Annotated in this window: 23 protein-coding genes and 5 pseudogenes; 18 read left to right on the top strand and 10 right to left on the bottom strand. The window is 72.3% G+C overall.

All coding sequences use genetic code 11. The annotated features are described in order from the left end of the window. Positions 1 to 74 precede the first annotated feature (74 nt). The 3 genes and pseudogenes from B085_RS0132350 (at position 75) to B085_RS0132340 (ending at position 1,487) form a co-directional block, all read left to right on the top strand. Complete coding sequence (locus B085_RS0132350) at positions 75 to 509, top strand: Hsp20/alpha crystallin family protein (protein ID WP_018561985.1); 435 nt, start codon at positions 75 to 77, stop codon at positions 507 to 509. 104 nt (positions 510 to 613) lie between these two features. Continuing rightward, a pseudogene (locus B085_RS44480) lies at positions 614 to 1,010 on the top strand (DUF2267 domain-containing protein). Positions 1,011 to 1,076: 66 nt separating this feature from the next. Then, on the top strand, positions 1,077 to 1,487 hold the full coding sequence (locus B085_RS0132340) for a DUF2267 domain-containing protein (protein WP_018562757.1): 411 nt from the start codon (positions 1,077 to 1,079) through the stop codon (positions 1,485 to 1,487). Positions 1,488 to 1,514: 27 nt separating this feature from the next. On the opposite strand, the pseudogene B085_RS47660 reads toward B085_RS0132340, so the two are convergent. Both B085_RS47660 and B085_RS51170 read right to left on the bottom strand, forming a co-directional pair. Then, positions 1,515 to 1,739: pseudogene (locus B085_RS47660) on the bottom strand (catalase); the annotation flags it as partial. Positions 1,740 to 2,233: 494 nt separating this feature from the next. Next, positions 2,234 to 2,350: pseudogene (locus B085_RS51170) on the bottom strand (SDR family oxidoreductase); the annotation flags it as partial. 417 nt (positions 2,351 to 2,767) lie between these two features. Here B085_RS51170 and B085_RS49710 point away from each other — a divergent pair. The 8 genes and pseudogenes from B085_RS49710 (at position 2,768) to B085_RS0132310 (ending at position 6,708) form a co-directional block, all read left to right on the top strand. Then, positions 2,768 to 2,941, top strand: coding sequence for a hypothetical protein (locus B085_RS49710; RefSeq protein WP_158689869.1), 174 nt, complete (start codon positions 2,768 to 2,770; stop codon positions 2,939 to 2,941). Between the two features lie 173 nt (positions 2,942 to 3,114). Further along, positions 3,115 to 3,648: pseudogene (locus B085_RS44475) on the top strand (TIGR03557 family F420-dependent LLM class oxidoreductase); the annotation flags it as partial. Positions 3,649 to 3,730: 82 nt separating this feature from the next. Further along, a complete protein-coding gene (locus B085_RS47650) occupies positions 3,731 to 3,982 on the top strand; it encodes a hypothetical protein (RefSeq protein ID WP_158689868.1) in 252 nt (83 codons plus the stop codon). After that, the gene (locus B085_RS47645) at positions 3,903 to 4,145 is read left to right on the top strand and encodes a hypothetical protein (protein ID WP_078620171.1); all 243 of its coding nucleotides are present in this window, start codon (positions 3,903 to 3,905) and stop codon (positions 4,143 to 4,145) included. The genes B085_RS47650 and B085_RS47645 overlap by 80 nt, the downstream gene beginning before the upstream one ends. A gap of 15 nt (positions 4,146 to 4,160) precedes the next feature. Then, complete coding sequence (locus B085_RS0132325) at positions 4,161 to 5,042, top strand: SDR family oxidoreductase (protein WP_018562755.1); 882 nt, start codon at positions 4,161 to 4,163, stop codon at positions 5,040 to 5,042. A gap of 45 nt (positions 5,043 to 5,087) precedes the next feature. Next, entirely contained in the window at positions 5,088 to 5,480 is a 393-nt protein-coding gene (locus tag B085_RS0132320) for a transposase (protein ID WP_026251681.1), read from the top strand. A gap of 195 nt (positions 5,481 to 5,675) precedes the next feature. Further along, positions 5,676 to 6,027 (top strand): annotated as a pseudogene (locus B085_RS51165) (metallophosphoesterase family protein); the annotation flags it as partial. Between the two features lie 6 nt (positions 6,028 to 6,033). Continuing rightward, on the top strand, positions 6,034 to 6,708 hold the full coding sequence (locus tag B085_RS0132310; RefSeq protein WP_018562754.1) for a hypothetical protein: 675 nt from the start codon (positions 6,034 to 6,036) through the stop codon (positions 6,706 to 6,708). Between the two features lie 19 nt (positions 6,709 to 6,727). Here the strand turns inward: B085_RS0132310 and B085_RS0132305 are convergent, their stop codons facing one another. Beyond that, on the bottom strand, positions 6,728 to 7,420 hold the full coding sequence (locus B085_RS0132305) for a haloacid dehalogenase type II (protein ID WP_018562753.1): 693 nt from the start codon (positions 7,418 to 7,420) through the stop codon (positions 6,728 to 6,730). A gap of 166 nt (positions 7,421 to 7,586) precedes the next feature. Here B085_RS0132305 and B085_RS48305 point away from each other — a divergent pair, with 166 nt between their 5' ends. Beyond that, complete coding sequence (locus B085_RS48305) at positions 7,587 to 8,093, top strand: hypothetical protein (protein WP_158689867.1); 507 nt, start codon at positions 7,587 to 7,589, stop codon at positions 8,091 to 8,093. Further along, positions 8,090 to 12,649 (top strand): cation-translocating P-type ATPase, encoded by a 4,560-nt coding sequence (locus B085_RS0132295; protein WP_018562751.1) that lies wholly within the window; start codon positions 8,090 to 8,092, stop codon positions 12,647 to 12,649. The genes B085_RS48305 and B085_RS0132295 overlap by 4 nt, the downstream gene beginning before the upstream one ends. A gap of 7 nt (positions 12,650 to 12,656) precedes the next feature. On the opposite strand, the gene B085_RS46315 is transcribed toward B085_RS0132295, so the two are convergent. Both B085_RS46315 and B085_RS0132285 read right to left on the bottom strand, forming a co-directional pair. After that, positions 12,657 to 12,995 (bottom strand): DUF3040 domain-containing protein, encoded by a 339-nt coding sequence (locus tag B085_RS46315; RefSeq protein WP_018562750.1) that lies wholly within the window; start codon positions 12,993 to 12,995, stop codon positions 12,657 to 12,659. A 192-nt stretch (positions 12,996 to 13,187) separates the two neighbouring features. After that, on the bottom strand, positions 13,188 to 13,355 hold the full coding sequence (locus B085_RS0132285) for a DUF5670 family protein (RefSeq protein WP_026251678.1): 168 nt from the start codon (positions 13,353 to 13,355) through the stop codon (positions 13,188 to 13,190). A gap of 109 nt (positions 13,356 to 13,464) precedes the next feature. On the opposite strand from B085_RS0132285, the gene B085_RS0132280 reads away from it, so the two are divergent. Both B085_RS0132280 and B085_RS49705 read left to right on the top strand, forming a co-directional pair. Continuing rightward, complete coding sequence (locus tag B085_RS0132280) at positions 13,465 to 14,604, top strand: winged helix DNA-binding domain-containing protein (RefSeq protein ID WP_018562748.1); 1,140 nt, start codon at positions 13,465 to 13,467, stop codon at positions 14,602 to 14,604. Positions 14,605 to 14,815: 211 nt separating this feature from the next. Then, positions 14,816 to 14,983 carry a hypothetical protein gene (locus B085_RS49705; RefSeq protein ID WP_018562747.1) on the top strand — a complete coding sequence of 56 codons (168 nt, stop codon included), beginning with the start codon at positions 14,816 to 14,818 and terminating at the stop codon, positions 14,981 to 14,983. 67 nt (positions 14,984 to 15,050) lie between these two features. On the opposite strand, the gene B085_RS0132270 is transcribed toward B085_RS49705, so the two are convergent. From B085_RS0132270 to B085_RS0132250, 5 genes are all read right to left on the bottom strand, one after another. Further along, positions 15,051 to 15,524 (bottom strand): hypothetical protein, encoded by a 474-nt coding sequence (locus tag B085_RS0132270; RefSeq protein WP_018562746.1) that lies wholly within the window; start codon positions 15,522 to 15,524, stop codon positions 15,051 to 15,053. A gap of 52 nt (positions 15,525 to 15,576) precedes the next feature. Beyond that, positions 15,577 to 16,134 (bottom strand): hypothetical protein, encoded by a 558-nt coding sequence (locus tag B085_RS0132265; RefSeq protein ID WP_018562745.1) that lies wholly within the window; start codon positions 16,132 to 16,134, stop codon positions 15,577 to 15,579. A 114-nt stretch (positions 16,135 to 16,248) separates the two neighbouring features. Continuing rightward, positions 16,249 to 16,725, bottom strand: a complete 477-nt coding sequence (locus B085_RS0132260; protein ID WP_018562744.1) for a MarR family winged helix-turn-helix transcriptional regulator — start codon at positions 16,723 to 16,725, stop codon at positions 16,249 to 16,251. 380 nt (positions 16,726 to 17,105) lie between these two features. Beyond that, positions 17,106 to 17,267 carry a hypothetical protein gene (locus B085_RS49700; protein ID WP_018562743.1) on the bottom strand — a complete coding sequence of 54 codons (162 nt, stop codon included), beginning with the start codon at positions 17,265 to 17,267 and terminating at the stop codon, positions 17,106 to 17,108. A 157-nt stretch (positions 17,268 to 17,424) separates the two neighbouring features. Beyond that, positions 17,425 to 17,934, bottom strand: coding sequence for an Ohr family peroxiredoxin (locus B085_RS0132250; RefSeq protein WP_018562742.1), 510 nt, complete (start codon positions 17,932 to 17,934; stop codon positions 17,425 to 17,427). A 389-nt stretch (positions 17,935 to 18,323) separates the two neighbouring features. Here B085_RS0132250 and B085_RS0132245 point away from each other — a divergent pair, with 389 nt between their 5' ends. From B085_RS0132245 to B085_RS0132235, 3 genes are all read left to right on the top strand, one after another. Next, positions 18,324 to 18,587: a WhiB family transcriptional regulator gene (locus tag B085_RS0132245; protein WP_018562741.1), complete on the top strand. Its 264-nt coding sequence runs from the start codon at positions 18,324 to 18,326 to the stop codon at positions 18,585 to 18,587. A gap of 89 nt (positions 18,588 to 18,676) precedes the next feature. Then, a complete protein-coding gene (locus tag B085_RS0132240) occupies positions 18,677 to 18,895 on the top strand; it encodes a hypothetical protein (protein WP_018562740.1) in 219 nt (72 codons plus the stop codon). A 141-nt stretch (positions 18,896 to 19,036) separates the two neighbouring features. Further along, positions 19,037 to 19,768 (top strand): SDR family oxidoreductase, encoded by a 732-nt coding sequence (locus B085_RS0132235; protein ID WP_026251677.1) that lies wholly within the window; start codon positions 19,037 to 19,039, stop codon positions 19,766 to 19,768. The last annotated feature ends 29 nt before the right edge of the window (positions 19,769 to 19,797 follow it).

Genomic DNA, 19,797 nt, shown 5'->3' with positions numbered 1-19,797 from the left:
TGGACGACATGCTACAAGGGAATCAGGTGAAGCGCATTGGCAGTCACTGCCCGAACCCTTGGAGGTGTTTCACGATGTTGATGCGCACCGACCCGTTCCGTGAGCTGGACCGTCTGACCCAGCANNTGCTGGGNACGTCCGGCACCTGGTCGAGGCCNCAGGCGATGCCCATGGACGCCTACCGCGAGGGCGACCATTACGTGATCGCCCTCGACCTCCCCGGTGTGATCCCGGACGCGATCGACATCGACGTCGAGCGCAACATGCTGACGGTCAAGGCCGAGCGCCGCCCGGTGGCCAAGGCCGACGACGTGCAGATGGAGCTGTCCGAACGGCCCCTCGGTGTCTTCTCCCGGCAGCTGATGCTCGCGGACACCCTGGACACCGAGCACATCGAGGCGGACTACGACGCAGGTGTCCTGACCCTGCGCATCCCGATCGCCGAGCGGGCCAAGCCCCGCAAGATCGCGATCACGTCCACCGGCGACCGCAGGCAGATCAGCGGCTGAGCCCTGAGCCGGGCGACCCGCCCGGGGCGCAGGCGGCGGAGGACGGAACGTTCCCCTCCCTTCACGGTTCCGTCCTCCGCATCGACCGAGGGGGAACTGTGACCATGCGACGTGAAGCGTGCCTGGCGCAGGTCCAGGAACGCGGCGAATACCCGACACCGCAGGAGGCGGACCGGGCAGCCCGCGTGGTCCTCGGACTGCTCGGCGCACACGTGGTCGGTGAGGAACGCGCCGAACTCGCCGCCCGGCTGCCCGAGACCTACGCACTCATCCTGCTCAACCCGCTTCAGGCTTCAGGCCGTCGAACCGCTGGACGCGGAGCGGTTCGTGCGGGCCTCCGCCGCCTGGACCGAAGGCGCGACCGAAGCGACGGCGCGCTGGGATGTCGGCGCGGTCCTCAGCGTGGCTGCCGACGAGGCCGGACCGGACCTGTTGCGACGCCTCCTGCTGCAACTGCCGCCCGGCTACGACCTGCTGTTCGGCCGCCTCGCGCCGACCTGACCTCACGACTGGGGGCGGGGCGCACCCTCCCGCCCCCCGGCACCACAGAGAGAGAAAGGCACTCCGATGCACGCCACGGCGATGACGTTCGATGCGATGGTCGAGCACGTCCGCTACGAAGGCGCATACCCCACCCGTGACCGGGCCGAGCAGGCCGTTCAGGAGGTGCTGGCCGGACTGGGACGACAGCTGATCGGCGATGAACGCGTCGCCCTGGCCGCCCGGCTTCCCGTCGAGGCCGCTCTCGAGTTCACCGCCCAGGTCCCCCGCCCGGAACCGCTCACCGGTTTCGACTTCGTCAGCGACCTGGCCGTCCGCACCGGCGGAACGCCGGCCACCGCACGATGGGACGCCGGGACCGTCTTCGCGGTACTCGCGCGCCTGGCCGGGGAGGACCTCGTCAGCCGGATCCTCGCACAGCTGCCCAGCGGCTACGGTTTGCTCTTCGGCCGCGCCGAACTGATGCCGACAGGGTAGGGCGTGGCCCGGTGTGAGCCAGTCGCGCCACGGGCAACCGCCGTCCAGGGAGTTGGGCTTGTACGGGACCCCGGTGTGCACCGCGTCCTGGTGGAACCCGTCCCGCAGCATGTCGTTGACCGCGGCGTGCGGCCGATTGATCGGGATCTGCGGGAAGTTGGGTCCGCCCAGCCGGGTGATCTGGGTGTCGAGGCAGGAGAAGAGACGTCCGGCCGGCAGCGCGTCGTCGGTGATGTCGATGCCGGGAGTGAGGAACGCCCCGTCCTGAGCCCGGACGGTCTTGGACGGGCCGTCCGGGCGGCCTGTCGCGCTGAGCGGCGTCGGCACGCTCTGGTCGGGTTTGGACGGCAGCGGCTGATGCGGCTCCACCGGTTCGTCCACCGTGGGTGGCATGCTGCCCGGCACGCACGGGATCTCCGCACGTCCGGCCGGGGTGAGCTCGGCGGCCATGTCCGTGACCTTGTCGACGATCTTCTTCACCGGGCCTGGCTCGTTGGCCATGGCACTCTCCTGCTTCGTCCTCGGGGGAACCCTGCCGCCTGCGGGTAACCGGTGCCACCTGAGGACGAACGGGACGCTGACGGATGTCCGCCGTTCGCGGCGGATGTCACCCCGACTGCTCGTCGGCCGCGCGACGCCGGCTCCGGGGAGACCCAGCGCCGGATGACGCCGACGGAGGCACGCTCCGTGAGGTCCGCCATGTGAGACGGCTGCGCCGCTCTCGGCCCGCCGCACCGCGCGGCACCTCAGGGGCGCCGCCAAGCGTCGTCCCTGAGATGGGAGCCGGCCATGGGTCCCATCCGCAGCATCCCCCCGTCGACCGGCCAGGAGGCGCCGGAGACGTAACCGGCCGGAGCCGCCGCATACCGCGTCCGGCGCGCGCAAGCCCCCTTGCCCTGGGCGCCGCCCTGCTCAAAGATGACCGGGCTGCTGGATCCCTGACAGGGGCCGCCGCCTCTCGCGTTCGACGGTGCCGTGCGGCATCCTCGGGTTCCCGGCGGCGTCCCGCGCCCGGCGCAGGTATGCCCGCTGCCCCGCAGGGCAGCCGAAAGCCATGGACACACCGGAGCGCCACCGAGCACCCGACCGGAACAGGGACGAAGAGCCCGACGCCACGTCGCCGGAGAACCTGATCCCCGGGACACCCCTGTCACCGTCACCGCCTGCCGGGCCCCGGGAACGCGCCCGGCGGGACGAGGACGACAGGGGCGCCGGCGGTCCGCCCGCAGGGCCGCCCAAGACTGCGGAGCGGGACTGACTCCACGGCGAAGGAGAAGAGCATGAAGCGCAACGAAGACGCCGACGAGGCGCGACGTACGACGCCGCCCGCCGAGGACCGCCAGGACCCGCGGCCGGGCCGCGGACCCGACTCCGGCGCCGCAGAACGAGGGCGTTCGGGGAGCGACGTCCCCGAGGCACCACGTGACGTGCCGCCGCAAGAGCCGCCCGATTGAGAGCGGGCAACCCGAAGGTGGGCTATCCCGGACGCCGGGAGGGGGGGCCGGCGTCCGGGGCGTTCACCCGCCATGCGGTCTGCCTCGCCGCATATTCCGGCTGCCCCCGATGCGCCGTCGCACACCAGCGCGCGAGGCCGTTTTCAGCTCGACCGACCGGGCAGCCGCCTCATATGACGCAATTCGGATACACGATGATGACCGAGCAGGCAGGGCCGAAGGAGTTGGTGGACCACGTGGTGAGGGCCGAGGAGGCAGGCTTCGACTTCTCGGTGACCTCCGACCACTACGTCCCGTGGCTGGACGAGCAGGGCCACGCCCCCTACGCCTGGAGCGTGCTGGGCGCGGCCGCGCAGGCCACCTCGCGGATTCCTCTGATGACGTACGTGACCTGTCCGACCGTCCATTACCACCCTGCCGTGGTCGCGCAGAAGGCGGCCACGATGCAGTTGCTGTCCGACGGCCGGTTCCGGCTCGGGCTGGGGTCGGGCGAGAACCTCAACGAGCACGTGGTGGGCGGCGGATGGCCCGCCGTCGACGTCCGGCAGAAGATGCTGGCCGAGGCCGTCGAGATCATCCGGGCCCTGTTCGGCGGGGGTTACGTCAACCACCGCGGCGAGCACTTCGACGTGGAGTCGGCGAAGCTGTGGGATCTGCCCGACCGGCCGCCGCCGATCGGGGTCGCGGTGTCCGGCACGCAGTCCTGCGAAGACCGAACACCGCGGCCGCTGACCCCTCGTGTCCCGCCCTGGGGCGTTTCCCCCTCGGGGGTTCGGGCAGCCGCCGACCATGGACTACTCGCACGCGCCGGTCCTGGAGGCGCTCGCCGCCTACCAAGCGACCGGACAGACACCCTTCACCCCGCCCGGTCACAAACAGGGCCGGGGAACCGACAAGCGTGTTCTGGAGGCCCTGGGGGAGTCGGTGTTCCGCTGCGACATCCTTGCCACCAGCGGACTCGATGACCGCACCTCCTCACACGGGGCTCTGGAAGAGGCCCAAGCTCTCATGGCGGACGCCGTGGGGCCAAGCACACGTTGAGATGCTCACACCGTATCCGCCGGGGATACCCGCCGCCCTCCCGGGTGAGCGCCTCAACCGGCAGGTGCTGGAGTACCTGCGTACCGGGGTGGAGGCCGGAATGGTCGTACCCGACGCCGCCGACCAGCAGGTGGGCTCCATCCGAGTCGCCATCGAGAAGTGACGGAGGAACAACCCCATGACCTCCCGCAACGAGGACCCGGTCACCCGCCATCCGCAGCCCGACTTCCCCGCGCAGGGCCAGCCGCACCCGGGGTGGACCGGTCCGATGGACCCGCCCCCCGACCACGGCGAGACCTCGTACGAGGGCAGCGGCCAACTGGAGGGCAAGGCCGCTGTGATCACCGGCGGCGACTCCGGGATCGGCCGCGCCGTCGCGCTCGCCTTCGCCCGCGAAGGGGCCGACGTGCTCATCACGCACCTTGCGGAGGAGAGGGAGGACGCGGACACCACGATGGGGCTCGTGCTGGACGCCGGACGCAAGGGCGTCGCCCTCTCCTGCGACGTACGCGAGGAGGACCAGTGCCGCGAGGTGATCGACCTGGCACTCGCCCAGTTCGGCCGGCTCGACATCCTGGTCAACAACGCCGCGTACCAGATGTCCCAGCCGGACGGGATCGGCGCCATCACCACGGAGCAGTTCGACCGGGTGCTCAAGACCAACCTGTACGCGATGTTCTGGCTGTCGAAGCTGGCGCTCGAGCACCTGCCGGCCGGAGGTTCCATCATCAACACCAGCTCCGTGCAGGCCTACAAGCCCAGCCCACACCTGCTGGACTACGCGTTGACGAAGGCGGCCATCGTCAACTTCACCCAGTCGCTCGCGCAGATGGTCGCCGACAAGGGCATCCGCGTCAACGCGGTGGCCCCCGGACCGGTGTGGACGCCGCTCATCCCCGCGACGCTGCCGGACACCACGGAGTTCGGCAAGCAGTCGCCGCTCGGCCGCCCCGCCCAGCCGGCCGAGATGGCCCCGGCCTACGTTTTTCTCGCGTCCCCGCGCGCCAGCTACATCACGGCGGAGGTGGTCAACGCGACCGGCGGCACGCCGCTGCCTTGAGGGCGTGTCGTACCAGCGGATCTCGGTATGAAATGATCTTGATTCGTGGCTCGTGGAGATCTGACGGACGAGCAGTGGGCGTTGTTGGAGCCGCTGCTGCCCGTGCGCAAGAAGGTGGGTCGGCCGGCGACATGGACCCGGCGGCAGTTGATCGACGGCATTCGGTTCCGGGTCCGTACCGGTGTGCCCTGGCGGGACGTGCCCGAGAGGTACGGTCCATGGGGCCGGGTGTACGACCTGTTCCGCCGCTGGCAGAGGGACGGCACATGGCAGCGGCTCTCCGACCAGCTCCACGCCCGGGAGGAGGCGAAGGACGTGATCACCTGGGCTCCCGTCGTCGGCGCCGACGTGAATCGAGTCCGTCGGCGCATCGCGCCGGCACGGCACAGAACAGGCTTCGACGGGAACCGCCTCGCGGTGTCCCCACCGAGCCGGTGATCACCGCGTCGTCGCACCCGGCTGCCGTGTCGTTCTGAACTCGATCCTCAGTGGCTCGGCTCGGGGCGGGCGAGAGGCCCACGAGGCGACGCGCCCTCACACCGGCGCGTGTGCCGGCGCCGGCCGGGGAGGCGTGAGGTTCCACACGCGCTGCACCGAACCGCCGTCACCGTCGTCGTGGCACTGAGGCGCCACCGTGCGACGGGTCTGCGCACGTCGCTGGAGCGATTGCCGCGGGACACGCACACGGTACGCGTGGCGCTCACGCACTTCTCGCCCGTTGCCGACACCCTCGCCGGCGAACCTCCGGAGATCCCCCCGTTCCTCGGCAGCTACCTGCTTGCGGAGGCGATCGACGAGGGCGGAGCCGACCTGGCCGTGCACGGCCACGCGCACCGGGGAGTCGAGCGGGGCATGACGGCGGGGGCGTACGCGTACGCAACGTGGCGCACCCGTGATCGATCGCGCTTTCGCCGTCTACCGGCTGTACACCGGGTACCGGGTAGCAGTCACCCACGGAGGGACCTGCGATCCACCGAGAAGGTGATGTGAGATGACCGGGACGACCCGGGACCAGGACACCGTGAGGGACAAGGCCACGGTCAAGGCCCTGCTGGACCAGGAGGGCCACACCTACGCCGAGGACGCCGGCATCAAGCTGAGGAACACTCCCCAGCCCGTGTACCAGGTGCTGGTGGCAGCGTGCCTGCTCAGCGCCCGCATCAAGGCGTCCGTGGCCACCGCCGCGGCGCACGAGTTGTTCGCCGCGGGGATGCGCGACCCCCGCAAGATGCGCGACGCCACCTGGCAGCAGCGGGTCGACGCGCTCGGCAGGGGCCACTACCGGCGCTACGACGAGCGGACGGCGACGCAACTCGGGGACGGCGCGCGACTGCTCCTGGACCGCTACGGAGGCGACCTCCGCCGCCTGCGGGACGAGGCGGACGGGGACCCGGACGCGATCCGCCGTGCCCTGCGCGAGGTTCCCGGGCTGGGACCCGTCGGGGTGGAGATCTTCCTGCGCGAGGTGCAGGCGGTCTGGCCGGAGGCGGGCCCGCTCTTCGACGCCAAGGCGCTCAAGGGCGCGGAACGGCTCGGTCTCCCGGCGCGGCCGGAGGACTTGGCCGCCCTGGTGCCCGAGGCCGCGTACGCGGTCTTCGCGGCGGCCCTGGTGCGCGCCGCGCTGGACCGCCACGTGGCCGAGGAGGTCGCCGGGGCGCGGCCCTGAGCGGACCCGGGCCGCGCCGTCAGCGGGCCGCTTTGCCGAGGGCCCGGGCGAGATCCGGAAGACTCGTCGCTTCACGGTCCGGACGGGTCATGACAGCGGGGTAGTGGGCAGAGTCCCGGTGCAGCCAGGCGCCCGCGAGCCCGGCCCGCCGAGCACCGTCCACGTCCCATGGGTGGGCAGCGACGAGCAGCGCCTCCTCGGGCCGCACGCCGGCCCGGTCGGTGGCGTGGCGATACGCGGCCGGCGCGGGTTTCCAGCACCGGGGCCCCGAGACGTCCAGCAGGGCGTCGAAGTGCCCCAGCAAGCCGGCACCGTCCAGCAGTCGCCGGGTGGTCGCCGCCGAGCCGTTGGTCATGGTGAGCAGCCGGTAGCCGGCGGCGCGAAGTTCCTGTACGCCGTCGGGTACGTCCGGGTGCACGGTGAGTTCGGCGAAGCCTTCGACCACGTGGCGTGCGGCGTCCTCCGTGTCGCCGCTCCAGTCCGGCGATGCGGTGAGCAGCACGCGGACGTTCTCCGTCGCGATCTCCGCGAAGTCCCCGTATCCGCCGGCGGCCGTGAGTGCGAAGCCGTCGCGCAGCACGGCGGCGAACCAGGTGGGCAGCACGTCCTGGGAAACGCCGATGTCCTCGAAGCGCCCGCCCAGGGGCGTCAGGTCGCTGAGGGTCTCGTTGACGTCGAAGACGATCACGCGGACACGGTTCTCGGCCGCCATGGCGTGCCTCCGGAGAGACGGATCGGTGTCTGTCCGTCCATCGTGCGCCCTCACCGCCGTCCACCGAGACCGGACTGTTCGGCTCCGCTTTTCTGGGCAGCACGTATATGAGGTGATAAAAATGGGTGAAAGTGGTCGTCATTCTTCCTCAGCCGTGATGGAGGCCGTGTCGCACCCTCTGGACACGATGAGGTCGACGGCGCAGAGGCTGCCGGGAGCCGAGGCCGTCAAAGGGGCGTTCGACGGTGTACTGGACAAGGTAGGGGTGGTCTCGCCGCAAACACGACGGGTGGCCGCCTACACCGGGGCGGGGCTGCTCGGCGTCGCCGGAGTCGTCGAGTGGCCGGTGGCGGCCGCGGGAGCCGCCGCCGTGTGGCTGACGCAGCAGCGTTCGCGCGCGCAGGCGACGGTCCAGGACCAGGCCGAGGCACAGGCCCGCCAGGACGTGCCGGACCTGCAGGACACGATGGTCCCGCCGGAGACACGGATACCGGCCGCGCCACACGCGCAGGGCCACATGTCCGCAGCCGAGACCCACGAGGCGCCCCTCACCGAGAAGGGACCGGACGCGATGACCGGACCCGATGAGCTGCCGGTTCCCGAGGGCGGGCCGAGCAAGGCGAAGATCAAGGCGAAGGAAGGCAAGAAGAAGGCGAAGGCCTCCGCCGCATGAGGGCCGCGACGGGGTTGGGGCTGCTGATCGGACTTCCCGCCGCGGGCCTGCGGCTGGCCGCTACCGCTCCCGGCGACGTCGCGCGCCATGTGCTCCCACTGGCGGACGCCGGCGCACGCGTGGCACTGCGCGGCGCCGTTGCCGCCTCCCGCGGTGCCGCGCGCCTCGGGCGGGCGACACAACAGGCGATGACCCCTGGACGCCGCTGGGTCGGCGCACACCGCCTGCACGTCCCGCTGCGGCCGCGCCGCGGAGCGGTACTCGACCGAAGGCAGTTGGAGTCGGCGGCCCGTAGGGTCGCGGTGTCACTGGCCGAGCATCCCGACGTGCTGGCGGCCTACTGGGACGGCGGCCTGGAGTCGCTGGTGGTGCAGTTGGCCGAGGACGCGGTCGCCGACAAGGTGGCGGCCCGGGCGGCCGGGCTGGCCGCCGATCAGCAGCTGGAACAGCCCGAGGAACCGGCACGGGATCACGACCATCCCGGCCAGGCCGCCAGTGCCCGCGTGCATGCCACCGCGCTGTGCTGCGACATGGCGGGTGTCGCCACCGCGACGACCGCGCGAGTCCTGCGGCTGCGCCCGTCCCCGCGCCTGGTGACGGCCGCCGTCACCGTACTGCGCGAGGACTCTCGACCGCGCGGCTGGCTCCGGCACAGGCTCGGGGAACCGACCGCCGACGCTTTCCTCTCCGTCGCCTACGCGGCCGCGCACGGCTTCGGGCAGTCCCCGACGGCTCTCGTGCTGGACGCGTCCCTGCGTGCCGGTCAGCTCCTCGAATCGGTCACGAGGGCCGCGTTGTTCGACGAGGTCCACGACCGCCTGTGCACCCCCGACCGGCACAGCCTTCCGACGCCACAGGTGCGGCGGCCCCGCCTCCATGTGGTGCCGGCCCAGCAGTACGCCGACCAGGCCGTCACCGGAGGACTGCTGGGGGCCGTGGCGACGCTCGCCTTCACCCGCGACGGCGCCGAGGCCGCCGAGGCGGTCCTGGCCGCCGCCCCGCGCGCGGCACACTACGGGCCCGTCGCCTTCACCGCCGCTCTCGGCACCGGCCTGGCCCGTCGCAGGGTGCTCGTGCGCGATCTGGAGCGGATCCGGCAACTGGAACTGGTGGACACCGTCGTCCTGCATCACTCCGTGCTCAGCGGCCGCAGGCGCACCCTGACGGAAGCGAGCCCTCTCGGCGACGACTGGGACCACGACCGCCTCTGGCACGCCGCCGCGGCCACGCTGCGGGCGCAGGACGAGAAGCAGTTGGACGAGAACCAGCGGGACGAGAAGCGGCAGGCCGAGGCGGAGGTGCGCCTGCGAGCCGCGGCAGGAAGCGCACCGGGGACCCGCACGGGGCGGATGACCGCCCTCGACGACGACAACCGCGAGGTGGGCACCGTCTTCGTCGCCCGCGAGGTCGACCCGCTGGCGGAGGCGGTTCTCGACGCGGCCCGCCGGGCAGGTCTGCACGTCGTCGTCGCCGACGACGGGACGCTGGGCGAGTTCGGCGCGCTCGCCGACCAACTGGTACCGGCTGAGGCATCCTTGACCGATACGGTGCGCCGACTCCGTCAATGCCGAAGGGCCGTGCTCACCGTCGCGCGGGTGGCGGCCGGGTCCGGGGCGGACGACGACGTGCCCACGGGATTGCTGAGCAGCGACGTGGCCGTGACCGTCGTCGACTCGGGCAGCGCCGTCCTGTGGGCGGCGGACGCCCTGGTCCTGGACGACCTCTCCGGGGTCTGGCGGCTGCTGGCCGCCGTACCGGGTTCCCGGGCGGCCGCCCGGCACGCCAAGGTCCTTGCCGAGGCCGGAGCGGCGCTTTCGGAACTGATGGTGCTCACCCGCGGCTCGCGAGGACGTCGTGCCGCGTGGCGCGTGGGACCGCGACTGAGTCCGGTCAACGCCGCGGCCGCGGCCGCCCTCGTCGACGGCTGGCGCGGCGCCCGGCGCGTACTGCGCCGCGACGTGCCCCGGCCGCGGCCGCGCGTGCCCTGGCACGCCCTGGAACCCCGGGAAGTCTTCGACCGGCTGCGCGAGGCGGAGCGCGACCTCCACGAGGAGTCGACGCGCGCGACGTCGGCAGCCGGGCGTCTCGGCCGGTCCGTGGCCGCGTCACCCGCCGCCGTTCCACTGCGGCTGACGGGGCGTCTGGTCCGCGCGGTACGCGCCGAACTGGACGACCCGCTCACGCCCGTGCTCGCCGTGGGGGCCACCGCCTCCGCACTGCTGGGCTCGGCCGTCGACGCCTTCCTCGTCACGGGCGCGATGGGCATCAACGCGCTCGTCGGCGGCATCCAGCGGCTGCGCGCGGAACAGGCTCTGACCTCACTGGCGGTGACCCAGCGTCAGCAGGCGCGCCGGGTCGTCGACCCCGGAACCGGCGACACCCGCACCGTCGAGGCCGGACGGCTCACCCCCGGGGAGATCATCGAGCTCCAGACCGGAGACGTGGTCCCCGCCGACGCGCGGCTGCTCGTGGCCGAGGACCTGGAGGTCGACGAGTCCTCCCTGACGGGGGAGTCACTGCCCACGCTCAAGCAGACCGGGCCGACCCCCAGAGTGCCGGTCCCGGACCGCCATTGCATGGTCTTCCAGGGCGCGACCGTGGTGGCGGGCCAGGGGCGCGCCGTGGTGGTCGACACGGGGGACGACACCGAGGCGGGCCGAGCCGCCCACCTGGCCGCGCGGATGCCGCCGGCGCCCGGTGTGCAGGCCCGGCTCCGTGAACTGACCTCCACGGTGCTGCCCCTCACCCTGGCCGGCGGCGCCGCGGTGACCGGACTGTCGCTGCTGCGCGGCACGCCCGTGCGGCAGGCCGTGGCCGGCGGGCTGGCCGTCGCCGTGGCGGCCGTACCCGAAGGGCTGCCGCTCACCGCGACCGTCGCCCAACTCGCCGCCGCCCGCAGGCTGACCGCCCACGGCGTGCTCGTGCGCACCCCGCGCACCCTGGAGGCACTCGGGCGGATGGACACGGTGTGCTTCGACAAGACCGGCACCCTCACCGAGAGCCGGCTCCGCGTGGTCCGCACCGCCGCCCCCGACGGCGGTGCCCACGAGAACGACTCCGAGGAGGGCCGCGAAATCCTGCGGCAGGCCGCCAGGACCTGCCCCCAGGTCGGCGAGGACCACGGCGTCCACGCCCACGCCACCGACGGGGCCGTCCTCGACGCGGCCGGCGACGACCCGCACTGGACCCCCGCCGGCACCCAGCCCTTCCAGGCCTCCCGCGGCTACGCCTCGGCCACCGGGCACGACGCGGAGGGCACCCCGCTTCTGGTCGTCAAGGGCGCACCGGAAGTGGTACTGCCCCTCTGCCCCGACGCGGACGGCACCGCGACCGAGACGGCGCGGGCGCTGGCGGCCGAGGGTCTGCGCGTACTGGCCGTGGCGGAATACCGCCTGCGGGACGGCGAGTTCGCGGGTGCGCTCGAAAGCTCCCTGGAGCAGTACCGGTTGCACCTTTCCGGTTTCATCGCCCTGGCCGACACGCCCCGTTCGGACGCGGCACCGCTGATCTCCGGACTCCGTGAGGCGGGTGTGCGGCCGGTGATGCTCACCGGAGACCACCCCGAGACCGCCAGGGCCGTCGCCGTGGCGCTCGGCTGGTCCACGGACGTCTCCGTGGTCACGGGAGACGAACTCGCCACCCGTGACCGCACGGGCCGGACCTCGCTCGTCCGTGATTGCGGCGTCGTCGCCCGTGTGGCGCCCGAGCAGAAGTTGCAGGTCGTCGAGGCCCTCAGGGAATCCGGGCGGGTCGTCGGCATGGTCGGTGACGGCTCCAACGACGCGGCGGCCATCAGGGCCGCGGACGTCGGTGTCGGCATCGCCGTCCGGGGCTCCGCGGCCGCGCGCAACGCCGCGGACCTCGTCATCGTCAATGACGAACTCTCGGCGCTGATAGAGGCGGTCGCCGAGGGGCGCGCCCTGTGGCACAGCGTCGCCGACGCGCTGACCGTCCTGATCGGCGGCAACGCCGGCGAGATCGGCTTCTCCCTGCTCGGGACCGTGATCTCCGGCGCGTCACCGCTTTCCACCAGGCAACTCCTGCTGGTCAACCTGCTCACCGACATGTTCCCCGCGATGGCGGTCGCCGTGACCCCGCAGGGCGCCACGGGCACGGCTGCCGGAACGGACGGGACCGGAACGGACGGGACCGGGACGGAAGGGCGGGGAGCGCGGACCGGTACGGCCCCGCTGGGCCTGGGTACCCTCGGCGCACCTCTGGCCCACCGGATTCGGCATCGCGGCGTCGTCACCGCCCTCGGAGCCGCGGCCGCCTGGCTGGTCGGCACCGTCACGCCGGGCAGCGCCCGGCGCACCAGCACCATGGCGCTGTGCGGTGTGGTGGGGGCCCAACTCACCCAGACCGTGACCGGCCGCCGTCACAGCCCTTTGGTGTGGCTCACGGTGCTCGGCTCGGCAGCGGCGCTCATAGCCGTCATCCAGACCCCGGGTGTGAGCCAATTCTTCGGCTGTACTCCGCTCGGCCCCATCGCCTGGGCCGGAGTGGCCGCGGCCGTGGCTCTCGCGGCTCTCGCCCCGCGGTCACCGTCCCGCTGAAGTCGCGTCAGGCGACCCGCCGCCTCCGCCGTGCGCGCCCGCCGCTCGCGACCGGCCAGGTGGCGGTGAGCAGGGTGATGATCCATGAGGCCGCGCCGACCCGGACCAGCGGTGGCGACTTGGTCAGCGTGGCCGACAGCAACAGGGCCAGGGTGCCGCCGGCCAGGAAGGTCACGCACAGGGCGCGCGGCCACCGGGCGAACCGCGCCGCGGTCTCCCGCAGGGGGGTGCGCAGGCGCATGGTGCGCAGTCGCCGGGCAAGGGCCCGGTCCTCGTGACGGAGCAGTCGTTCGATCCCGTCGAGTGCCATCCGCTCCCGGCCGGTGAGCCGGCAGTCCTCCCTCATCGGCGTCTCCTGGCCAGGCGCGGGCCGGGCTGCTCCGGCCATCTGCGCCCGCGTCCACCCCGTCGAACGCCGGGGACCCGTGCCGCACGAGAACTGACCGGATCACGCCCACGCCGGACAACGCCCACGACGAGCGGGGTGCCGGCCGCGGATCGCGGCCGGCACCCCGGCGTGCTGCGAGCGAACGTCAGGTCACCATCGGTACCAGCGGCGGCGCCCGCCTCCCTCGGCGGCCCGGAACACGAAGCCGAGCAGCCACACCACCAGGACGATGACGGCGATCCACCACAGCGCCTTGAGGGCGAAGCCCGCCCCGAAGAGGATCAGGGCCAGCAGCAGGACAAGCAGCAAAGGAACCATGTCTACAACCTCCTGACCCCGCGTGTGCCCCGCCCCCGTGCCACCATGCACGCCGAATTCGAGGCGGCGATCGCGAAGCCCTGTCGGACCGGCGTGGCATGATCCGGCCATGAGCCTGACCGCGCGGCAACTCGCCCTCGCCACACTGGACCGCCAGCTCCTGCTCGAACGCCGGAGCCTCGACGTGGCCGAGGCCGTCCGCCGGCTCTGCGCGCTGCAGGCGCAGGCTCCGGCCTCCCCGTACCTGGCGCTGTGGAACCGCGTGCGCGACTTCGCGCCCGAGGACCTGGACGCGGCGTTCGCGGACCGCCGCATAGTCAAGGCGACGCTGATGCGGATCACGCTGCACGCCGTCCACGCCGAGGACCATGCGGCACACCACGCCGCCATGGTCAGCACGTTGCGGGGGTCCCGGCTGTACGACCGCCGCTACAGTTCGACGGGGCTGGACCCCTCCGACGCCGACGGGATCCTCCCCGAACTCGCGGGCTTCCTCGCCCGGCCCCGCGTCGGCGCCGAGGTCGAGAACGAGGTCACGGCACGGTTCGGCGAGCACGCGCATCGGGTGTGGTGGGCGCTGCGGACCTATGCCCCGATACATCATGTGCCGGCCGGCGGCCCCTGGTCGTTCACCCAGCCGAACACCTACCGCGCCGCCGAGGCGGTCCCCGCACCGACGCCCGAGGAAGTGGACGCCGGAGTACGGCAGTTGCTGCTTTCGTACCTGCGCGCGTTCGGGCCCGGCTCCACCCAGGACTTCGCGCGCTTCACTCTGCTGCGGCGTTCCGTCATCACCACGGCGCTGCGGGGGCTCGGCGACCAGGTGGTGCGGGTGGCGGGTCCCGGTCGCGCCCCCCTGTACGACCTCGTGGACGCCACCGTCCCCGACGAGGACACACCCGCACCGCCGAGGCTGCTCCCGATGTGGGACAGCATCCTGTTCGCCCACACCGGCGCCGGCCGGGTCGTCCCCGACGAGTACCGGCCGGTGGTCGTCCGGCGGAACGGGGACACCCTGCCCTGCCTGCTCGTCGACGGGCTGGTCGCCGGGGTGTGGCGGGCGGTGGACGGGGGAGTGGAACTGACCGCCTTCCGCAAGCTCGGCAAAGCCGCCTGGGACGGCCTGGCCGAGGAGGCGGCCAGGCTCAGGGCGCTGCTCGCCGACCGCGACCCGGCCGTCTACCGGCGCTACGGACACTGGTGGGACAAGGGGCTCCCCGGCGTCGAGAGCCGGATCGTCACGGACTGACCGGGAGCCGCGACAGGGCGTCGGGTGTGGCCGTCTCCGCCGCGCCGCGCGACGGGCATCGGTCCCTTGCGCCCCACGGGTCACAGGACCCACTTCGGCCCCGTGGCACATCTTCGGATCACGTGTCTATGGCCGGCCGTACGGGGCATGACGTTCATTGTTCGCCGCTGGTGGCTGAGCCCCAGCCCCCGCGCCCGAGAGGAGGCCACTCATGGGACAGCCGGAGAAGGAGACTCGCGAGGAGCCGGAGCCGGAGCCGGAGCCGGAGCGGGAACCGGCAAAGGACGGCCGCTCCGCGGACGAAGAGCGGCCTGACTCGGAGCGGACGAAGATGCCGCCGCACGAGAAGCGGCGGGGCACCGGCCTGGAAGACTTCTAGGCGGCGCGCGGCCTCGGCGCCGGCAGGCGGGGCGCCACCCGCAGTGCGGGCCGGCGCCCCGCCGTAGTCAGGTGGACAGAAGGCGGTTGAAGAAGGAGCGGTAGCGCCGGAGCGCCGTGCGCAGCTCTTCGGTGTTCACCTCTTCGCCGCGGGTCCACTGGCCCTCCAGGCCCTGCTTGTGCTGGGCGAAGGTCGACGCCAGCTTCTGCATGACGTCGGCGACCAACTCGTCGGCGGCGTGCACGGCGTCGCGCGGGTCGTCGACGAACTCGCTCTGGATCTGCTGCCAGCGGGTGCGGAAGCCCTCCTGGTCCGTGGAGCCCAGCAGCTGCGGGGCCTCGTCCGCCGCCTTGTCCCCTGTGGGGGCGCCGACCGCTTCGTCAGGCGGCGGCTCGCCCCGCGACCCGGTGCTCTCGCCGGGGTATTCCGGTGCCCTGGAGGCCGCCTCCGAGCGGTCCTGCGGGGTGCCGGGAGGCGCGTGGGTCTCTGCGAGGTCCTCGGTGGCCAGACCGCTTCCGCGGGAGACGCGCTCGCGTTCCATCGTTTCTCCGCCTTTCGGATGGGTGTTGCGGGTTCCGCGTCCCGGGCGCTGGTCAGGCCCGGGCGTGGCGCCGCCCGCCGCCGTCGGTGAGCAGCTCGTCGAACAGGGCGCGGTAGTGGACCATCGCACCGCGCAACTGTTCCGTGGTGGCCTCGTGCCGGGTGCTGAGGTCGTTGACCTCGTGCGCCGCCCGGTAGTGGTCCAGGGTCCGGCCGTGCTCCACCGACAGGTCCTTGACCCGCTGGTCGAAGTCCTCGGTCGGGTAGCCGCGGTCGTGCATCAGGGAGACCACGAGGCTGTCGGCGTCGTGCACGGCGTCCTCGGGCCGGTCGACGAACTCCTCCTGGACGCTGGTCCACTCCCGCGCGTAGCGGTCACGGACACCGCTCGGCAGCGGCTTGATGTCCAGCGAGTCGTGACGCTTGGCGCGTGCGGCGAGGTCGCGTTCGGCATCCATGCGGCTGTCGGAGCTCTCCACCGTCCTGTCGTACTCCGGGCCGAAGCGGTTCTTCAGGCGCTGGTGCCGGATGAATAGGGTGGACGCGACCGCGATCAGGGCGAGTACCACCACCACGGGGATGATGATCGCCAGAAGTGTCCCTGTTGACATGGGGTCGACTCCCTAGCACTCACGGGAAACCCCCCTCGCTGCGACGCCTGCCCCGGGCTGTGTCTCCGAAACGCCGCTTGTGCGGCTATTCGTCACGCGAGTCCCGCGCGCCCCTCAGATCCTGCCGCGCGCCGCGCGCAGGTGCTCGACGACCGGGGTGAGGGCCTTGCGGAGGGCCGCCTGGTCGTCGGTGGGGACCAGGTCGATGAAGTGCTCCCGTACTGCGGTGACGTGGTGCGGGGCGACCCTGCGCATGGTCTCCCAGCCCTCCTCGGTCAGGACGGCGAACAGCCCGCGCCGGTCGGATTCGCAGTTCTCGCGGCGGACCAGGCCGCTCTTCTCCATGCGGCTGATCTGATGGGACAGCCGGCTCTTGGACTGCAGGGTGGTGCGGGCCAGATCGCTCATCCGCATGCGGCGCTGGGGCGACTCCGAGAGGTTCACGAGGATCTCGTAGTCGTTGATGGTCAGGTCGAACGGCTCGAGATCCCGTCCGAGCTGGTTGAGCAGCAGAGTGCCGACGTCCACGTACGTGCGCCAGGCCCGCTGCTCGTCGTCGGTCAGCCAGTCGTCGCTCTTGCCCTTCTCCATTTCCTCAGCATATCGAGAGGCGCAGTTCTGCTTGAAAGCTCGAAAAGAAGCCATTCACGGCGGCCTCGCGCAGGGTGCACGGGCGATGGCGAGCCCCGCCCAGCCGAGCGCCCGTGCGCCCGGCCAGACGCTCGCTTCCACCATGGGCTCATCCGGCCCGGCGATTCGTCGTCGGCGGCCGCCGCCGAGCGTGCCGGGGGCCGACAGACAGGCCTGGTGTCGCTCCGTAGCCACCCGAGTGGTCCGGTGCCGTCACTTGTCGCGGGCCGGTGACGGGGTCGCCTACCCGTCCACCAGTCCGGTACCCGGGGGCATGAGCGGGTGCTCCGAGTGGCGTGACGTTCCCCGGCCGTCGTGGACGGAGCGACTCGGGAAGGCCCTCAGAGGTTCCGGTCCTGGTGCGGGTGGCCGAGCCCGAACCTCTCGGGCGTGCCGGACTCGCCGGGGATGATCCTGGCGGACGAGTTGTTCCGGCGGTTCAGGACGACCACGAGGGCCACGATGACGACGACGACGGACAGGGCTGCCAGAAGGTAGAACACGCGGATCCCCCATGACTGTTTCCGCGCTGCCGCGGCAACGGCAGCGTGATGTCATTGTGCCCGCCGCAGGCCCCCAGGTCACGGGGTGAGTCGGGCAAGTCCGGCGGCGCGCGGACCGGGTGCGCCGCGTGTGGCGTCAGGCCTCGGGGATGCGGTGCTACGCCTGCGGCGAGGGCCCGAGTGTGACGGTCGCGGGCGTCCCCTGGGCGAGCATCTTCGTGTACGGGCAGAGGGCGTCCGCCCGCTCGAGCAGGGGGGCCGCGGATGCCGCGTCCGTGCCCGGCCAGGTGACCACCACGTCCGCCCGTACCAGGTAGCCGCCGTCCCTGGGATCGCGGCCGAAGGCGACGGTCGCGTGGACCGCGATCGTCGCGGGATTCCGCCCGGCCTGCCGGGCGACCAGGCTGAGGGCGCCGTGGAAGCAGGCGGCGAGCGCCGCGGCGAACAGCTGCTCCGGATTGGTGCCACCGCTGTCCCCGCCCAGCTCGGCGGGGAGCCGCAGCGTGAGGTCCAGCGCGCCGTCGGCGGACCGGGCCCGGCCCGAGGCCCGTCCGTGGCTGACCGCACCGCCGTCGACGGTCACCGTCGTCGTGTAGAGGGGGGAGAAGGCCGGGCCGTCGAAGTCCTCGGCGGTGGACAGACCGGGCCGATCGGTCGGCTCGCTCATCGTGGCGCCTCTCCATGGTGCGGGCTCCGGGCGGCCGTGGGGCTTGTGACCCGTGCGGGCGTCCACCTGCCGCTCGTGACGGTGGTGTGCATGCTCTGTCCTTCGTCGTCCCGGGGAGAGGCCCGGACCTGATCATCGACTTTGACCGGCCAGCCGATCCGCGTGTGACGCTCCGGGAATCGAGGATTTTCCGGTGAACTCTCGTGGCGATGCGGAGGCTTGGCCCGGGAGGGCTTCGCCGGGCGCCCGGACCCGGCATATCGGGCGTCACACACCCGTCGATCCACTGGTCTCCATGGGGAGTCCCCGCCACGGACGGCCGACGGGTCCCGCCGGCCACGGCCCGCGGGTGTGCCGGGGAGCCCGGCCGTCCGCACGAGGAGGTTTTCGTGAACTGGCGATATGAGGCGGCCTGCCGCGAGGAGGATCCGGAACTGTTCTTCCCGATCAGCGGCAGCGGACCGGGAAGGGCGCAGACCGGTGAGGCCAAGGCCGTGTGCCTGCGCTGCCCGGTCACCGCCCACTGCCTGGAGTGGGCGCTGGCGGCCGGCCGCCTGGACGGGATCTGGGGCGGGACCACGGAGGAGGAGCGGCGCAGGATGCGGCGGCGCGACTACGTCGAACGCTGGCGGAAGGGCCGGGCCACCGCCTGACCCGGATCAGAAGAGCTTCAGTCCGCCGTCGACCGTCACAACCTGGCCGGCCATGTGCGTCCGCACCGCCTCGGTGACCCGCGGGAGCGATGACGCAGTGCGTCGTCCTGCGCGCGCTCCCCGAAAGGATCGGCCCGCTGGGCGTCGCCGCCTCCTACCAGGCGTCGGCCGCCCACGCCACCGTCGGCGGCGATCTCTACGCGGCGGCACGGATCACCGGAGCGACGCGGATCCTGATCGGCGACGTGCGGGGCAAGGGCCCGCAGGGCATCCCCGAGGCCGAGGGGACCGCGGCCTGCGCCCCCTGAGACCGCCCCGCACACCGGTGCCGGTCCGCCCGCGCCCCGGCCGGCCGGCCCGCGGCAGCCCAGGCGCGTCGACTGCCGCGAAGGTACGTTGAACACGTAGAGGCATTCACCGGTCATCGGCATCGGGAGATGGGCAAAGCCATGAAAATCGCAGTCATCGGCGGAACAGGGCTCATCGGCTCACAGGTCGTGAAGAACCTCACCGCGGCGGGTCACGAGGCCGTGCCGCACTCCCTGTCCACCGGCGTGGACCTCCTGAGCGGCGAGGGCGTCGTGGAGGCCGTCGCGGGCGCCGACGTCGTCGTCAACCTCACGAACTCGCCGACCTTCGACGAGGCCTCGCCCGCCTTCTTCCAGACGTCCATGGACAACCTGGTCGCCGCGAGCGAGAAGGGCGGCGTCGGCCACATGGTCATCCTCTCGATCGTCGGCGTCGACCAGGTGCCGGAACTGGACTACTACCGGGCGAAGACGCTCCAGGAGGACATCCTCAAGGCCGGTTCGATCCCCTACTCCATCGTCCGCGCCACGCAGTTCATGGAGTTCATGGAAGCGACGATGTCCTGGACCACCGACGGTGACACCGTACGGCTGCCGCGGACCCCGCTCCAGCCGATCGCCGCCGCCGACGTCGCGCGGATGGTCGCCGAGGTCGCCTCGGGCCCCCCGCTCAACGGGACCGTGGACATCGCCGGGCCCGACGTCTTCCCCCTGGCGGAGATCGGCCGGATCACCATCGCGGCCAAGGGCGACGGACGTACGGTCGTCGTCGACGACACGGCGGGCATGTTCGCCGTCGCCCACGGCGACGTCCTCACCGGAGGCAGCGACGCCCGCATCGCCCCCACCCACTACAGGGACTGGCTGTCCTGACGACCGGGGCGTCCCGGACGCGGACGACG

It is taken from the genome of Streptomyces sp. BoleA5 (genome assembly GCF_000373665.1).
In the GTDB taxonomy this organism is placed as follows: domain Bacteria; phylum Actinomycetota; class Actinomycetes; order Streptomycetales; family Streptomycetaceae; genus Actinacidiphila.
Note: the sequence above shows the minus strand (reverse complement) of the source record. Positions and strands in the feature narration are given on the sequence as shown.

Excerpts from the sequence above, each read along its gene's own strand:
- B085_RS0132340 (WP_018562757.1), top strand. The coding sequence starts at position 1,077 with ATGCACGCCACGGCGATGACGTTCGATGCGATGGTCGAGCACGTCCGC.
- B085_RS49710 (WP_158689869.1), top strand. The coding sequence starts at position 2,768 with ATGAAGCGCAACGAAGACGCCGACGAGGCGCGACGTACGACGCCGCCC.
- B085_RS47650 (WP_158689868.1), top strand. The coding sequence starts at position 3,731 with ATGGACTACTCGCACGCGCCGGTCCTGGAGGCGCTCGCCGCCTACCAA.
- B085_RS47645 (WP_078620171.1), top strand. The coding sequence starts at position 3,903 with ATGACCGCACCTCCTCACACGGGGCTCTGGAAGAGGCCCAAGCTCTCA.
- B085_RS0132325 (WP_018562755.1), top strand. The coding sequence starts at position 4,161 with ATGACCTCCCGCAACGAGGACCCGGTCACCCGCCATCCGCAGCCCGAC.
- B085_RS0132310 (WP_018562754.1), top strand. The coding sequence starts at position 6,034 with ATGACCGGGACGACCCGGGACCAGGACACCGTGAGGGACAAGGCCACG.
- B085_RS0132305 (WP_018562753.1), bottom strand. The coding sequence starts at position 7,420 with ATGGCGGCCGAGAACCGTGTCCGCGTGATCGTCTTCGACGTCAACGAG.
- B085_RS0132295 (WP_018562751.1), top strand. The coding sequence starts at position 8,090 with ATGAGGGCCGCGACGGGGTTGGGGCTGCTGATCGGACTTCCCGCCGCG.
- B085_RS46315 (WP_018562750.1), bottom strand. The coding sequence starts at position 12,995 with ATGAGGGAGGACTGCCGGCTCACCGGCCGGGAGCGGATGGCACTCGAC.
- B085_RS0132285 (WP_026251678.1), bottom strand. The coding sequence starts at position 13,355 with ATGGTTCCTTTGCTGCTTGTCCTGCTGCTGGCCCTGATCCTCTTCGGG.
- B085_RS0132280 (WP_018562748.1), top strand. The coding sequence starts at position 13,465 with ATGAGCCTGACCGCGCGGCAACTCGCCCTCGCCACACTGGACCGCCAG.
- B085_RS49705 (WP_018562747.1), top strand. The coding sequence starts at position 14,816 with ATGGGACAGCCGGAGAAGGAGACTCGCGAGGAGCCGGAGCCGGAGCCG.
- B085_RS0132270 (WP_018562746.1), bottom strand. The coding sequence starts at position 15,524 with ATGGAACGCGAGCGCGTCTCCCGCGGAAGCGGTCTGGCCACCGAGGAC.
- B085_RS0132265 (WP_018562745.1), bottom strand. The coding sequence starts at position 16,134 with ATGTCAACAGGGACACTTCTGGCGATCATCATCCCCGTGGTGGTGGTA.
- B085_RS0132260 (WP_018562744.1), bottom strand. The coding sequence starts at position 16,725 with ATGGAGAAGGGCAAGAGCGACGACTGGCTGACCGACGACGAGCAGCGG.
- B085_RS0132250 (WP_018562742.1), bottom strand. The coding sequence starts at position 17,934 with ATGAGCGAGCCGACCGATCGGCCCGGTCTGTCCACCGCCGAGGACTTC.
- B085_RS0132240 (WP_018562740.1), top strand. The coding sequence starts at position 18,677 with ATGACGCAGTGCGTCGTCCTGCGCGCGCTCCCCGAAAGGATCGGCCCG.
- B085_RS0132235 (WP_026251677.1), top strand. The coding sequence starts at position 19,037 with ATGAAAATCGCAGTCATCGGCGGAACAGGGCTCATCGGCTCACAGGTC.